The 14,581-nt window shown below is 49.4% G+C and carries 14 protein-coding genes; 1 reads left to right on the forward strand and 13 read right to left on the reverse strand.

Annotated features, from left to right (window positions below):
* Positions 1–13: 13 nt before the first annotated feature.
* From H8S75_RS04755 to proC, 13 genes are all read right to left on the reverse strand, one after another.
* Positions 14–1,627, reverse strand: a complete 1,614-nt coding sequence (locus tag H8S75_RS04755) for an amidohydrolase (protein ID WP_187019758.1) — start codon at positions 1,625–1,627, stop codon at positions 14–16.
* Positions 1,628–1,658: 31 nt separating this feature from the next.
* Positions 1,659–2,183, reverse strand: coding sequence for an adenine phosphoribosyltransferase (locus H8S75_RS04760; RefSeq protein WP_187019760.1), 525 nt, complete (start codon positions 2,181–2,183; stop codon positions 1,659–1,661).
* A 291-nt stretch (positions 2,184–2,474) separates the two neighbouring features.
* Positions 2,475–2,849: a TM2 domain-containing protein gene (locus H8S75_RS04765; RefSeq protein ID WP_187019762.1), complete on the reverse strand. Its 375-nt coding sequence runs from the start codon at positions 2,847–2,849 to the stop codon at positions 2,475–2,477.
* 60 nt (positions 2,850–2,909) lie between these two features.
* Positions 2,910–3,776: a sugar phosphate isomerase/epimerase family protein gene (locus H8S75_RS04770; RefSeq protein ID WP_187019764.1), complete on the reverse strand. Its 867-nt coding sequence runs from the start codon at positions 3,774–3,776 to the stop codon at positions 2,910–2,912.
* 20 nt (positions 3,777–3,796) lie between these two features.
* On the reverse strand, positions 3,797–4,801 hold the full coding sequence (locus H8S75_RS04775) for a Gfo/Idh/MocA family protein (protein ID WP_117633361.1): 1,005 nt from the start codon (positions 4,799–4,801) through the stop codon (positions 3,797–3,799).
* Positions 4,802–4,856: 55 nt separating this feature from the next.
* Positions 4,857–6,050 (reverse strand): Gfo/Idh/MocA family protein, encoded by a 1,194-nt coding sequence (locus H8S75_RS04780; RefSeq protein WP_187019766.1) that lies wholly within the window; start codon positions 6,048–6,050, stop codon positions 4,857–4,859.
* Positions 6,051–6,068: 18 nt separating this feature from the next.
* Positions 6,069–6,947: a sugar phosphate isomerase/epimerase family protein gene (locus tag H8S75_RS04785; protein ID WP_187019767.1), complete on the reverse strand. Its 879-nt coding sequence runs from the start codon at positions 6,945–6,947 to the stop codon at positions 6,069–6,071.
* 18 nt (positions 6,948–6,965) lie between these two features.
* Positions 6,966–8,438, reverse strand: a complete 1,473-nt coding sequence (locus tag H8S75_RS04790) for an MFS transporter (protein ID WP_187019769.1) — start codon at positions 8,436–8,438, stop codon at positions 6,966–6,968.
* A gap of 152 nt (positions 8,439–8,590) precedes the next feature.
* Entirely contained in the window at positions 8,591–9,817 is a 1,227-nt protein-coding gene (locus H8S75_RS04795; RefSeq protein WP_187019771.1) for a helix-turn-helix transcriptional regulator, read from the reverse strand.
* A gap of 224 nt (positions 9,818–10,041) precedes the next feature.
* Positions 10,042–10,929, reverse strand: a complete 888-nt coding sequence (gene xerD, locus H8S75_RS04800; protein ID WP_187019773.1) for a site-specific tyrosine recombinase XerD — start codon at positions 10,927–10,929, stop codon at positions 10,042–10,044.
* A 263-nt stretch (positions 10,930–11,192) separates the two neighbouring features.
* A complete protein-coding gene (locus H8S75_RS04805; protein WP_187019774.1) occupies positions 11,193–11,819 on the reverse strand; it encodes a stage II sporulation protein M in 627 nt (208 codons plus the stop codon).
* A 91-nt stretch (positions 11,820–11,910) separates the two neighbouring features.
* Positions 11,911–12,459, reverse strand: coding sequence for an NUDIX hydrolase (locus H8S75_RS04810; protein WP_002602129.1), 549 nt, complete (start codon positions 12,457–12,459; stop codon positions 11,911–11,913).
* Positions 12,460–12,523: 64 nt separating this feature from the next.
* Positions 12,524–13,321 carry a pyrroline-5-carboxylate reductase gene (proC, locus tag H8S75_RS04815; RefSeq protein ID WP_187019776.1) on the reverse strand — a complete coding sequence of 266 codons (798 nt, stop codon included), beginning with the start codon at positions 13,319–13,321 and terminating at the stop codon, positions 12,524–12,526.
* A gap of 367 nt (positions 13,322–13,688) precedes the next feature.
* Here proC and H8S75_RS04820 point away from each other — a divergent pair, with 367 nt between their 5' ends.
* Entirely contained in the window at positions 13,689–14,423 is a 735-nt protein-coding gene (locus H8S75_RS04820; protein ID WP_187019778.1) for a helix-turn-helix transcriptional regulator, read from the forward strand.
* The last annotated feature ends 158 nt before the right edge of the window (positions 14,424–14,581 follow it).

Genomic DNA, 14,581 nt, shown 5'->3' on the forward strand with positions numbered 1-14,581 from the left:
ATGTAGTTATTCCTTATCGTTTGTATATCGTCTCTCCGGCCTTGACCGTCTCCAGAACTTTTATATCCCTGAGTCTCTCTTCAGGAACCAGGAGCGGGTTCTCTTTCAGGATCACAAAATCCGCAGCCTTCCCCGCCGCTATGCTTCCCTTCCTGTCCTCTTCAAAAATCTGGTACGCTCCGTTCACCGTCACGGCCTTAAGCGCTTCCATTACAGTGATCGTCTGCTCTGCTCCCAGCACACGGCCCTTTGCCGTCTTCCGGTTCACAGCGTTGTGTACCGCCCCCATCACGTCGGGCGGAGCCACCGGGCTGTCCTGATGAAGCGTAAAGGAGACTCCGCGCTCCAGGGCCGAACGGGCCGGACTGATGCGGGCCGCCCTCTCCGGGCCCAGCACGGACTCATAGTGGTAGTCGCCCCAGTAATACACATGGTCGAGGAAAAAGCTGGCGATCATGCCGATCTCCTTCATCCGATCCAGCTGATCTTCCCGCACGGTCTGGCAGTGAATGACCACAGGGCGCAGATTCTTCTCACTCCCCGTCTCCTCAAGTACCGACTGATAGCAGCGGATCATCTGCTCGATCGCTTCATCCCCGTTGGCGTGTACATTGATCTGCCAGCGGTTTTTCACGCAGGTGCGCATGATATCCATCACATAGGCTTCCGTCTGCACCGGAAATCCCCGGTAATCCGGCTTCTCGCCGTCCGGAACCACATAGTACGGCTCTGACAGCCAGGCCGTCTTTCCCTGAGGCGAGCCATCCAGAAACAGCTTCACTCCCGCGGGGCGCAGATGGTTTTCATAGCCTTTCGCCGCAAGCGCTTCCGGTCCCTGCTCCGTCAGAAACTGACCGGCCAGTTCCGGTATCAGATACATGACCACATCGTTCTTTAGAAGTCCCATGGACGCGGCTCCCTTTAAGAGCTGATACTGCCCTTCCGTGACTTTGCCGTCGTGAACCGTAGTCAGGCCATAGGATGCGTACAGCTCTGAGGCATCTCCCACCGCCTTCACCACATCTTCGGGAGCAGGCCCCTGCATCTCTCCGTTTTTCCCGAGAAATGCCTGTTCCTTCAAAAGCCCTGTGGGTTCCACGACTCCGCCCTCGGGAACTGTGAAATGATCTCCCGTGTATCCCAAAAGCTCCAGCCCTTTCGTGTTCACCACACACAGATGGCCGGAGACGTGAGTCGCCGCGACGGGAATCTCCGTGCTCACGCGGTCTAAATCTTCCTTGGTGGGATGAACGCCCTCCGGGAAGACGCTGTTGTCGTATCCCATGCCCAGCAGCCACTGGCCCGTTTTTAGTGAATGCGTCTCCAAAAAGGTCTTCAGCACCTGCACCACGTCCTCCACGCTGTCGCAGGTTCCCAGCGGCGACGGTTTTAGGTTGGCGATTAACAGCTGGTACGCCACCGCGCTTAAGTGGGAGTGGCCGTCGATAAAGCCGGGAAGCACCGTATGGCCTTCCATGTCCCAAAGCGCGCCGTCCGGAGCCAGCGCCTTCATCTCCTCCAGCGTGCCGGTTCCGCCGATCATTCCGTCCCGGATCAGAACCGCCTCCGGTTCAGTCCGGGACTCATCCATTGTTAAAAAGGTTCCATGGTACAGGATTTTATCCATTCTCTACACCTCTGTGATTCATGTTCTCCGTTTAGTTACCCTCGTAGGCAATCAGGGATTCCACCTCATATCCATCTAATTTTTCTCTTCCATTTAAGCCCTTTAACTCCATGATAAAGCAGATCTTTACAACCTCACCGCCCATCTCCTTTATCAGTCCGATAATGGCCTGGGTAGTGCCGCCCGTGGCGATTAAATCATCGATGATCACGACCTTCTGGCCTGGCTTTATGGAATCTCTGTGCATCTCGATGGTGGCTTTGCCGTATTCCAGCTCATAATCGGCGGAGATAACCTCTCTCGGAAGCTTTCCCTGCTTTCTCACCGGGACGAAGCCTTTGTGCTCCGCGTAGGCAACCGGAACGCCGAAGATAAACCCTCTCGATTCCGGGCCGACTACGACATCGTAATCCACATCCTTTAACATCCCGCGCACGCCGTCAACCGCCAGTGCCAGCCCGTCCGCGTCCTGCAGAATAGTGGTGACATCACGGAAAATGATGCCCGGCTCCGGGAAATCCGGGATACTTGTTACGTAATCTTCTAGTTTTTTCATGCTTTTTACCTCTTCTTTATATTTTGTAGTTTTACTTTTTTCATACATCATTTCATAGGACAAGAGTTCCTATGAAATAAAAATAACCGAAATAAAAATAACCGGAAACCATGAGCGGTTTCCGGCAGCGTTCCGAATCTTCCTTGCTCTTCGCGGCTCTTTCATTATAGCACAGGCCCACAAAGAAATCAGTCTATTTTTTTGCTTTTCTTTTTACATTTCTTATCTCTATACGGCCGAAAAAATGTACCAAAGCTTCCAGCCTGCCGGGACGCAGAAACCCCAGCGCCATTACAGAAACAGCCTGCCCTGCTCGTCAGCCTGCCTGGGCAGTGCAATCATCAAATCAATTAATGTCATTGCAAACGGAATTCCTGTCCAGCAAAACAGCAGGTAAATAAAGCCCAGGGCATACTGCTTCGTATAAAACCGATGGCCGCCGGCCCATCCCAGGCACAGGGCCAGCAGGATATATTTCTTTCTGTATACCGGTACCGGCTGTCTGTTCCCGGCATGGTTTGCGATGAAATCACCAAGACGCATCCACCACTTCGGTTTATCCACGATTCCGTACTCTTTTTTCAGCGCAGCCATCTCCTCTTCCAGAGCGATCATCTGGTTGGGATCAATGTAGTCTGGATGGTCCTGCATACTTCTTTTCCTCATCGTTTTGCCTCCTGCCGCCGGGAGCCGCACATCTGGCAGATAGCAATTTTCAAACACGCTCTAATCCAAGAAAAACCAGTCCGCATATCCCATCTTCTCCAGATTCTCTTTGCTGATCCTCAGGCTTTCAAACGGGTCTCTCCCGTACGTGGTATCCTGTTCAATGAGAAAATATTCGCTGCCTCCGGCAAAACCGGCTTCTATACATTCCTTAACCGGAAGATTCCCCTCTCCTATCTCCGCAAATTCCACGATGTCAGAAAATGCAGCCATGAAGGCCTTCGGATCAAACGGTCCCTCCGGCATCTGAATCTGTCCGATGCGGTAATCCTTTAAATGGAGCAGCCGGATTCTTCCATCATACTTCTTTATGAATTCCACCGGATTCTCTCCACCGCGGTGGATCCAGTGGATATCCAGCTCAAATCCCATATATCTTGTATGGTTCCTGATAATGTCCAGCAGATATTCACCGTCATACTTTACGAACTCTACATGGTGGTTGTGATAATACAAATCAATTCCCTGCTCTTTTAATCTGCCGGCGATCTCATCTGCACGTTTCACAAAATCCAGAGCCTTCTCACGGCTCCCCATGCAGGTCATTGGAAGCATGCCGATACGCAGCATATCACAGTTTAACGTCCTGCAGTCCGTCACAATCTTATCAAAATCCGTAGTCAGGTACTCCCCTGGCATCCCCGGCATCATCGGCTCCATAGCTGCGCTTAAAGCTGCGATTTTAATTCCGAATTCCTCACAGGCCTTCTTCATGCCTGCAACATTCCCCTCTGTCATAGGTATCTGAGACACCTCCACGCAGTGATACCCCAGCTCTGCGCAGGCCCTTAATGTCCCATAGGCCCCAAGCTCTGCAATTTTATCTTTGATGGTACTCATCTGAATTCCGATCAGTCCCTTATTCATACGATATCTCCTCTCTGAAATCACGATATGGTTACGTAAGCGCCGCTCCTGCCAGACTCTAAAATGGCGTCTATCAGGCGAATGCTCATTTCCGCGTCCTTTACTCGGATATAGTCCCCTTTATCCTCTTCCAGTACCTGATAAAACCTGCGAATTAGTTTTTCATGACTGGCGCCGTAATAGAAACGGGTCCCTGGAAATTTCCTGTCCTCAGTCAGATACTTTTTTTCTCCACCCGGCAGGATTTGATACAGGATATTTTCCTCTATACGGAACTCAGCGCGTTCCAGCTGGACCGCAATCTGCACCGCCTCGTTCTTATAGTTGGCATTCGTGGCAAAGAACAGACCTCTCGCACCATTTGCATAATCCAGCCTTGCGGTCACCGTATCCTCTACCTCGATGCCGTAATCCAGGATCTGGCTTACAGAGGCTTTCAGCCCTTTCATGTTTCCGCCTAAATAGTACAGAAGGTCCAGAGTATGCACCGACTGATTAATCATACAACCGCCCCCTGCCGTAATCCAGCTTCCTCTCCAGGGCTTTACGCGGTAATACTCGGCCGGACGGTACCAGGGGACGATGCCTCTCGTCCCCACCACCTGCCCATATTCACCACTTTCTATGAGCTTCTTTAACAGCTCCACGCTCTCGTTGAGACGGTTCTGCAGGCAGATGGTGATACGGACCTCCGGATGCGCTTCTTCCAGCCGGACAAACCGTTCGGCTTCCTCCGTATTTAGGGCCACCGGCTTTTCACAGAAGACGCTGCAGCCCATCTCCACCAGTTCTTTCGTCACCGGATAATGCAGGTAATGGGGCAGACACACATGAACACAGTCCGGTCTTTCTTTCTCCACCATCTCATGGTAATCCGTATAAAAGGCTGTGCCGGACGGTGCTGCTTCCTTCGCCTCCGGATTGCTGTCGCAAACCGCGCACAGAACCATATCCGGACTTGACTCTATGATCGGTATATGTATTTTGGATATATCTCCCAGTCCAATAACTGCGGCCTTCTTCATCTTTCTTCCTCCAGGTTCTGCGGATATACGCCGGTTCTGCACCGGCGCATTTACGCTAACGGGTTGGGAATTTGCCTTCGGCGGCAATTTTCCTGTTTAGTTCTTCCAGATACAGATCCTCGTCAACCGGCAGATCCACTTCCTTTCCCAGCCAGCTGGAAAGCAGGGTCGCATTCGCCAGGTTTACACCGTTGATGCCGTCGGCCCCCGGTGCCAAAAGAGGGGTTCCCTCCAGTATATGGCATGCGAAATTCTCCATTACGGTCATATGCTGCACGCCCCATCCATCTGTATTCTCAAAGGTTTCCACCGTGTACAGGCCATCAGCTCCGGCAGCGTTTCCCTGTGTCAATTTCACCAGCTCCATCATGGACATCGTGCGGTTTAACTCGTCTTCCTTTTTCTTCAGCCGGTAAACTGTCGCTGTTCTGCTGTCTTCCACGACAATCTTTCCGCCGTCCAGGTCGATCTCCAGACGGTCTGTACCGATGGGATCATGGGTACAGGTTACAAAGCTCCCGGTCGCTCCGCCAGGATATTCCGTAACAATGGTAACGTCGTTCTCCACAATAATATCCCTGTGATCGCCATAGATGCATTTTGCGTAAACCTTATTGGGGATTCCGCATATCCACTGCCACAGATCCAGCTGATGAGGAGCCTGATTGACCAGGACGCCTCCGCCCTCTCCTCCCCAGGTCGCGCGCCAGCCGCTCTGACGGTAATAGCTGTCCGGACGCCACCAGGAATTGATAATCCAGTTAGAACGGCGGATCTGTCCCAGCTCTCCGGACTCGATGATATCCTTAACCTGCTGATACAGCCTGTTGGTGCGCTGATTAAACATAATACCGAAAGCCGTCTCCGGATGCGCCGCCGCGCATTCGTTCATCTCACGCACAGACTTTGCGTATACGCCCGCCGGCTTCTCAACCAGGACATTCATCCCCCTTTCCAGACAGTAAATCGCAATCTCTGTGTGGAGATAGTGGGGAACCGTCGTAACTACCGCGTCAACCGTACCGGAATCCACCAGATCCTTCCAGTCTCTAAAAAACGGTGTCTCGGGATACTTTTCTTTACACATGGCCTCCTTCGCAGGGTCCGTATCGCACAATGCACCGAGGGCACAGTGCGGCGGACACTCCGGCGCAGGCATCCCAGGGAAGCCGCCCCTGCCTGTTAAAAATCCAGCGTACGCGCCTCCCTGCGCCCCGATTCCAACTAATCCAAATCTTACTTTATCCATAGAAACTCTCCTTTCCACCTAACGCTCTATAGCGTTTAATATCTCTTTCAGAGCATGATACTGCATCGCGTAGCCTTCCGCACCGTCCGTGGCCTTGTTTTCCCGGATGATGCTGTCCGCATCCGCGAGCTCCAGGGATTTCAGCGCATCAAATACTACCAGATGGGGTTCCAGTGTCAGGAAGCCCTCATATCCTTCTTCTCTGACAGCTCTCTCCAGAATCTCTTTAATTTTTCCTTCGCCGGTCCCGCAGAGCACATTTTCTTTATCCGATGCCACGGCATCCTTAATATGGATATAAACAACCTGGTCATGTAGAAGCTTCCAGCACTCCACAGGGTCCTCTCCACACTGCACAAAGTTGGCAAAATCAAAGACTGCCTTAAAATGATCGCTTCCCAACGCATCCAGGATCACCCTGCAGCGCTCCTTCCCATCTCCATAGATCCCCTTTTCATTTTCATGGATCAGTACAACGCCGTACGTTCTGGCTGCCGCGTCAAACTTTATCAGCTTTTCGATCACTGCTTCCCGGTAGTCCTCCGGATTCCGTCCCTCCGGAATATAGAAACTGAAAATGCGAATGTAACGACAGTCCAGTACCTTTGCGATCCTGCATAACTCCTCCAGCTGAACCAGCTGTTTTGCGAACCCTTCCTCATCACCGATTTCAACTTTACCGATGGGAGAGCCTAAGGAAGATACCCGGACTCCCGCGTCCTTAAGCTTCGGCAGCAGCTTCTCCTTCACCTCTTTTGCCGTATAATCGGCTATACTCTTACCATCGGCAGTACGAAGGGAAATGTACTCCATACCAAGTCCTGTAACCACCTTCAGCTGTTCATCAAAATCAGAACTGATCTCATCGGAAAACCCGGAAATCATAATTTTCTCCATATGAAGCAACCTCCTGTTTTAAGCATGCTGCGCCTGCGCTTTGATTTCTGCGATCCTTTCCTGAATTTCTTCCATCTTTTCCTTTGTCAGAGGGTAGAACTTCATGGCTACCAGGTTACAGAACAGGCCGAATAAAATCAATCCGAAGAAACAGGTCAGGCCGATGAATTTCAGTTGAGGGCTATAGGGAGTATCTACAGTAGGCAGAGTCTCTTTAAAACCGATCATGGCACACATAACGCCTACGATACTCGCCGCCAGAGAGGAAATCAGCTTATCTACAAAACTGAACAGGGTTCCCATCAGGCCAGGAACGTATTTCCCGGAACGGTAAACTTCATAGTCGGCACAGTCAGCAGTCATGGGAATAACGATGTTGCCGGATACTCCCATACACCCCTGTCCCAGAATATACAACACCAGAAATGCCAGGGTGAAGAAATTCCAGCCGGTGAAGCCTGCAATACCCGGAAATGACATCTGGGACGGATCTCCGACCACAAACAGTACAATATTTAAAATTGTAAAAATGAGACCTCCCCAGGTTCCGAACAGCATGGCCTTTCTCTGTCCTAAACGGGTTGCGATCCAGCCTACACCAAAGAACAGGATCAGCATGTTCGGAATGGACGTATAACCGGCTACAGCGCCGGACAGCGCATAGTTGCCGCAGACGATGGCATACAGGATAACGCCTATGGTAGAGTTGCTTCGGACAGAGGATGCCAGCTTATCCGTAGATGCCGCTACTACCAGCATCTGGATAGCCCTGTTGCTCTTAAGCACTTCCCAGTAATCCTTAAACCCTACCTTGACCGCTTTGCCTGTACCAAAGAACTCCAGGCGGTCCTTGCTGGAAATGCAGTAAATGGCAATACAGGTCAGGATCGCGGATACGGCCGCCACATAGCACCAGATTTCGTGGAAGAATGAGGCGTTGAAGCCGCCGTGTTTCGGTACTAAATAACCGGAAATAAAGATCGGAAGCACCGCAAATACGAGCGTATTATAAACGCCGTCAAATATCGAGAACAGAGGTCTCTGCCTTGGGTCATTGGTCAGACAGGACTGGGCGGATTTCGTAACTACACATTGGAACGTATAGCCAATGATATAAATCATGTAAATCAGCACAAAGAAAATAAAACGCGCCCCCTGCGGAAAGAGATGGGTCACATGAAGCAGGATAAAGCTTGCGACGGCAAGAATCACATTACCGATGACCATAAACGGACGGTTTTTGCCGAATTTTGTATTCGTCTTATCTACCAGATATCCGATGAACGGGTCTGTGACACCGTCCCAGATACGCATCGTGGTGATCAACGTTGATGCAACGACTACACCTACCCCCACATAACCGGTTAAGTAATAAGCGATAAAGTTCATCATAAACATGTACAGGTTCGTAGCCGTATTATTAAATGCAAATCCCCCGATCTGCCACAACTTCGCGCGGTGCATACCGCTTGTATTCGTTGATGTTCCCATATGTATAAACCCTCCTGATAATTTAATAAAAGCATGGTCCCCTTAGGACAGTCGTCCTCCTTTTTCTAACGACATTTTAACACTGCCCGAAAAAATGTATGAGGAGAGTTTTTGTAGAAATCTGTAATATTATTATATTTTTTGTCAGCTCCCTACAATTGGGTCCGGACGAGAATCAGCTCCCGATACTCGCTGGGAGTTTTACCTGTAGCCTTTTTAAACAGCTTGCTGAAATAATTCACATCCGAGATTCCCACATCTGCCGCAATATTCTGAATCTGCATATTGGACGTATTCAGATAACGGATCGCCTGCTTCATCCTCTGCTGGTTTACGTATGCCGTTATGGTTACTGACATCTCCTTCTTAAACAGCGAGGACAGATAGCTGGGATTGACACAATACTCTGCCGCCAGGTTCCTGAGTGATAAGTCGGACATCAGATTTAAATCAATATGGTTGACTACCTTTTGAACCAGAGGCGAATATCCCTGAAGAGAGTAATTCCTCACGAGCATACAGTACTTGCGAATCATCTCCAGATTGAACCGGTCTGCCTCCGTCTTCGTCATCAGCGTTTCTATCTTCTTCGCAAACCTGCAGGACAATTCATCAATATGTACCGGATGCACGCATCCCGCCTGGGCCGCCTTCCGGTAAAGCGTATTGGCCGTAATCATAAGATTCCTGAAGTTCCTTGCAGGGTCTTTATACCGTTTGGCAATGTGGAAATTACGAAATCTCCCATGGACCTTTAAGGCTTTTTCTAAGTTTCCCTGAGCTATGGCAGCCATCAGCTCCTCTTCTGCTTTATATCTTTCTTCAATCAGCTTTGCCGCCAGAGGCTCAGTTGGAGGATTGCTGAAAGAATTCATATCCCCGCATTCATCAATGCTTTCTCTGCGGACAATATCCAGTTCCCGTCCGCCATATAGTTTCCCTGCCAGGGCTGTAAGGACTGCCAGCCATGGCTCATAGAGCAGCATAACCGGAACCGCATTATAGTATTCCTGCAGCTCCTTCATCAGTCCCATGGGGATTTTATGGGACTGCACAAGCATATTGAGCTGATACTCATCCACATATTCCTTCTGATACGGCCCAACTAACACCATTTCTCCATACTGGCCTTCTTCCTTCGGTATTCGGAACAGGCAGTATTCCATTTCAAAACAGTCATTTAAGAAGTACAGGATACCCTCCTGACAGATACTGTACAGATGCCTCACCGTCTGTCCGGTCCCGCCCTCAGCCATAAACATCTTCCTGATACCCAGGTCAAAATCCCCGATTTCGTCATCAGGCGTTTTTATGACCGTCATATTAACTCCAAAGCCCCCTACGAACGCCTCAATGACTTCCAATAAATCTACCTGCATCTTTTCCTCCATCTGTTTTACAAATATACGAATTCTGCACCAGGACACACTGCCTGTGATCTAATTGCTAATATACCCTAAAACGATTTGAAATCGGTAGAACAATTTCAAGCATATATCGTAAAATTTTTACCCCAAATGATCGTTACTCCTGAAATTTTGCTGTTTACTGCATCAAAAAAAGAGCCAGGTACTGAAAACTGGCTCTTTCATAAAATTCTCTGTTAATTTCTCGGATGTGCCCCCGCGTATGCACTGCGAACCGCCTCTCCCTGGGCGTAATTCATGTACATCTGGGTCGTCGCCATATCGGAATGGCCCATCATGGCCTGAACCGCGTGAATATCGGCTCCGTTCTTAAGAAGATGGGCAGCGAAGGAGTGGCGCAGCGTATGAGGCGTTATATCCGCCTGAATACCGGCCTTTTCTCCATAAAATTTAATAATCTTCCAAAAGCCCTGGCGGCTCATGGGGCGGCCGCTGCAGTTGGTGAACAGCCACTCGCTCTCCTGGCCCTTTAACAGACTGACGCGTCCGTTTTCCATGTAATTCAGCATGGCCTGCTTCGCAACCTTCCCGAAAGGAATCATGCGCTCTTTATGTTCATCCCGGCACGTGATAAAACCGACTGCCAGATTGATGTCTTCCACCTTTAAATTAATCAATTCCGAAACACGGATTCCCGTAGCATAAAGAAGCTCCAGCATGGCCTTGTCCCGGATCTCCTTCGGCGAATCGCCGTTTGGCTGCTCCAGTAAGCTGTTCACTTCCTCCACCGTCAGTATGGTCGGGGCTTTTTTCTCAATCTTCGGAGCCTTTATAAGTTCCGCCGGATCTCTTCGAATCCGTCCCTCTCCGAATTCATAGTGAAAAAACGCTTTCACGGAAGCCAGAGTCCTGGAAATGGTTGTAGTAGCCCTGCCCTCCTTCTCCAGATACAGCACATAGGAATTAAGGCTTGTCTTTGTAACCTTTTCCACATCCGTAATTCCCTGTGCCTCCAGATAGGAAGCCAGCTGCAGTAAGTCTCTCTGATAAGAGACCTCCGTATTCTTAGAGGTCTTCTTCACCTCTCTTAAGTACTTTACAAACTCATTTATCTCCGTAACCATCTCTACGTCCCCTAACCTGCCGGTATCAAAACAGCCCCAAAATCGGCCTCTTCCTATCCATTATATAGAGTTATTTCGATAAAATCAAACACATTTTTCCCACTTTGGGGGCATTTTCGTACTACTTTACATAAAAAGTACAACATGTTGGAAACGCAGGGATTTTTCTCGCAACATGTTGTAAAAAAAGTTTTAAATATTTTTTTGACTTTTTTCGTCATTTAGCCTGAAAATGCCCTTTTCATGCGGTCTTTCAGACATTTTTACCCAGTCATACTCAGGAAGTAGGGATTCAGCCACACCTCGCACGCACTTCCGGCAGCCACAAATGCCAGCACCAGAAGCAGCGCCGGAATTCTCAGTCTTCCGTTTCTCCTGATTCCCCACATAAGCAGCAGACACCAGACCGGTACGTACAGAAATGCCTGCGGCATCACACTCGCAAGAAAAAACGGCAGTCCCAGAATTCCCTTCTGTCCCGTCATAACGGATAAGACCACCCCCACCGACAGGCCGAAACCGGTGCTCAGAACGCAGAAGCACGGCACCGCGTAGGCGGTCAGGCCGATCAGCCAGGCGATCAGCACTTCAATCATTCTCTGACGACAGATATCTCCAAACAGCGCCAGCTGCTCCGTTCTTCCCAGATTCGACTGGTGGCTCAGCAGATTTAAATAGTATCCCGCCTGATCGCTTAAAGAAGCATGCAGGAAATTAGCCGCGGCTGTCCCTGCCAGGAGTCCGGCAAAAAAGAACAGGATAAAACGGTTTCCGCCGCTTCCGTATCCCACGGCAGGCAGGGCAGCCGGGCTTTTTCGAAAATGGATGGGCGTAAACGTACCGCCCCGTATCCGAAGTCTCGGTCCCATGGTTCGAAGTCGTATGGCCATATACAAAAACCCCCTCACAGGTCTTGTCACAATCTATGCCTGTAAGGGGATTTCTATGCACCGGATTCGTCGGGGCGGCTAAACCGTCCGGTTATTCCACGTGGTATTTTCTGGCGTATGCCATGATGGCAGCAATCGTCTTTCCGTCCGTAATTTTACCTTCAAAAATAAGCTTTTCCAAATCAGCAACTGTCCATTCTTCCACATCGATGCACTCGTCGTCATCGAGATGCTGTCTGGACGGCTCCAGTTCCCTGGCTACAAAGATGTCGATGGCCTCATCACAGAAGGCCACGGTCGTGTTCACACTGATTAAATACTCCATCTTTTCTTTGTCTGTCTTAAATCCAGTCTCCTCTTCCAGCTCCCTGTGCGCACAGTCCAGCTTCGGCTCCTCCGGGAAATCCAGAGCGCCGGCCGGAATCTCCAGCGTATAGCGGTCCAGTGCGTTCCGGTACTGGCGGACCATCAGAAGCTTTCCTTCCTTCGTCACGGGAACCACTGCTGCCGCGCCGTTGTGATGGATAAAATCCCAGTGAGCCTCATGCCCATTTGCTTCGACTGTGTCCTCGTAGATCTTTAAAATTGTTCCCTGATACTTAAGTTCCCTGTTCAAACGCTTTACCGGCGGCTGTTCCATCTGATATCCTCCATCTTTACACTTTATTTCTTAATTATATATTTCGCCATCTTGATATGTGGCGTCATTTTATATTTTCACATTTCTCATAACAGGCGTCTCCCGCCTTAATCACCGCATTGCGGAACCCATGTTCCTCCAGCGCTGCTACCGCCGCGATCGTCGTACCCCCCGGCGAGCAGACCTTGTCTTTCAGCGCCCCCGGATGTTCTCCGGTTTCCAACACCATCTTCGCGCTTCCCAAAACGGTCTGGGCCGCCATCTTATAGGCGGTGTCCCGTGGGAGTCCGTACTTCACCGCACTGTCAGCCAGGGCCTCGATAAACATGTATACATAGGCCGGAGAGCTTCCGCTGGCACAGACAACCGCACTCATCAGCCGTTCCTCCACGATACACATCTCACCAAATGAGGTGAATATCTCCCGGATGGTCTCTTTTTCCTCATCATCAAACGCCTTTGTATCGTAGCAGACGCCCGTCATCCCTTCGCCCAGGAGCGCCGGTGTATTCGGCATCGCCCGCACCACCCGTTTTTCTATTCCCAGCTTTTCCTTCAGCTGGCCGATGGTGATTCCCGGTGCAATGGAAATAATCACATTGGCTTCCGTCACCACATTGCGGATATTTTTAAGCACCGGATCGAAATACTGGGGTTTTACCGCCAGAATGATGTACTTCGCCTGGTTGGCACATTCCGCGTTGCTTCCCACATGAGTGACTCCCGTCTCCTCCGTGATCTCTTCGCATTTCTCCTCATTCACATCCGTGAAAATGATGTCTCCCTTACCATATACATGAAGCAGCCCCTTTAAAATCGCACTGCCCATATTGCCGATGCCGATAATTCCAATCTTCGCCATATACGATGCCTCCTGTTCCTTATGTTCAGCCTGTTTCAATGATACATATTCTAACACTCTTCCATTCATTATTCAATGGCCGCAGAACCAGGAAATCCCTTTTTCAAATAATTCCGCTCAAAAATCAATTCATTTTATACTCATCCATATATCCATATATTTTTTAACTTTATCTGGCTGTTTCCTGACATTTTGCCTATTTTTTTTATTTCATATTAATTTTTTCTACTTTTTGTCAGGTTATATTCATACTTTTTGTTGATTTTATCGTTTTTTCCATATTCTTTTCAACATTTTATTTGACCAGTTCATACTTCAGTGATAAAATTAAATAAGAAAAGACAAGCCAACAATAACGGAGGGGTTTATGAAAACTATCTACGATAACTGGCCATTCTGGCAAAGGCTTTTAAACATGCTGGAGAATGAATTCGGCAACCGCTGTGAACTGATTCTGCACGATCTGACCAGGGATTACGCCCATACGGTCGTTGATATCCGTAACGGCCACATTACCGGGCGCAAAATCGGTGACTGCGGAAGCAACCTTGGCCTGGAGGTACTGCGCGGAGAAGTTAAGGACGGAGACCGGTACAACTACGTTGTCCACACACCAGATGGAAAGATTCTGCGCTCTTCCACAATGTTTCTCTATGACGATGACGGTAATGTAATCGGCTCACTCTGCATTAATCTGGATATCACGCAGACCGTCGCCCTGGAAGGGATACTGCACCAGTATAACCGTTACGTTCCCGGCATGGAGACAGAAAAACCGGAAGAGGAATGCAAGGAGACGTTTGCAGGCAACATCAGTGATGTACTCGATTTTCTTATTGAACAGGCTGGTGAACTGATTGGGAAACCGGCAGAAGAGATGAACCGTCTGGATAAAATCCGTTTTACAGGATATCTTGACGCAAAGGGCGCTTTTCTGATCACCAAAGCCAGTGACCGGGTCTGTGATTACTTAAAGATTTCCCGCTATACACTGTATAACTATCTGGATCTGGCCAGAGCCGAGAATGGTGAGTGCAATTTAAGCACCAAAAGTTTAACAAAATCAACGAGAATTCCCCCAGCCTCTACAGGTGGGAGATGAATCGCAAAAACAAACTTGTGGCAGGCAGATATCCCCCACTGACATGAGGTCAAAACAATCCGGGCAACCGGATAAAATGGCAGCATAGCTACTATGTCATTCTGGGTTTTGTATTCTGGACTCAGAATGTGGATTGAAATAAACACCAAAAGAGAAGG

The sequence above is a fragment of the Hungatella hominis genome (genome assembly GCF_014288005.1).
In the GTDB taxonomy this organism is placed as follows: domain Bacteria; phylum Bacillota; class Clostridia; order Lachnospirales; family Lachnospiraceae; genus Hungatella; species Hungatella effluvii.

Coding starts and splice junctions, on each gene's coding strand:
- H8S75_RS04755 (WP_187019758.1), bottom strand. CDS start 1,627: ATGGATAAAATCCTGTACCATGGAACCTTTTTAACAATGGATGAGTCC.
- H8S75_RS04760 (WP_187019760.1), bottom strand. CDS start 2,183: ATGAAAAAACTAGAAGATTACGTAACAAGTATCCCGGATTTCCCGGAG.
- H8S75_RS04765 (WP_187019762.1), bottom strand. CDS start 2,849: ATGAGGAAAAGAAGTATGCAGGACCATCCAGACTACATTGATCCCAAC.
- H8S75_RS04770 (WP_187019764.1), bottom strand. CDS start 3,776: ATGAATAAGGGACTGATCGGAATTCAGATGAGTACCATCAAAGATAAA.
- H8S75_RS04775 (WP_117633361.1), bottom strand. CDS start 4,801: ATGAAGAAGGCCGCAGTTATTGGACTGGGAGATATATCCAAAATACAT.
- H8S75_RS04780 (WP_187019766.1), bottom strand. CDS start 6,050: ATGGATAAAGTAAGATTTGGATTAGTTGGAATCGGGGCGCAGGGAGGC.
- H8S75_RS04785 (WP_187019767.1), bottom strand. CDS start 6,947: ATGGAGAAAATTATGATTTCCGGGTTTTCCGATGAGATCAGTTCTGAT.
- H8S75_RS04790 (WP_187019769.1), bottom strand. CDS start 8,438: ATGGGAACATCAACGAATACAAGCGGTATGCACCGCGCGAAGTTGTGG.
- H8S75_RS04795 (WP_187019771.1), bottom strand. CDS start 9,817: ATGCAGGTAGATTTATTGGAAGTCATTGAGGCGTTCGTAGGGGGCTTT.
- xerD (WP_187019773.1), bottom strand. CDS start 10,929: ATGGTTACGGAGATAAATGAGTTTGTAAAGTACTTAAGAGAGGTGAAG.
- H8S75_RS04805 (WP_187019774.1), bottom strand. CDS start 11,819: ATGGCCATACGACTTCGAACCATGGGACCGAGACTTCGGATACGGGGC.
- H8S75_RS04810 (WP_002602129.1), bottom strand. CDS start 12,459: ATGGAACAGCCGCCGGTAAAGCGTTTGAACAGGGAACTTAAGTATCAG.
- proC (WP_187019776.1), bottom strand. CDS start 13,321: ATGGCGAAGATTGGAATTATCGGCATCGGCAATATGGGCAGTGCGATT.
- H8S75_RS04820 (WP_187019778.1), top strand. CDS start 13,689: ATGAAAACTATCTACGATAACTGGCCATTCTGGCAAAGGCTTTTAAAC.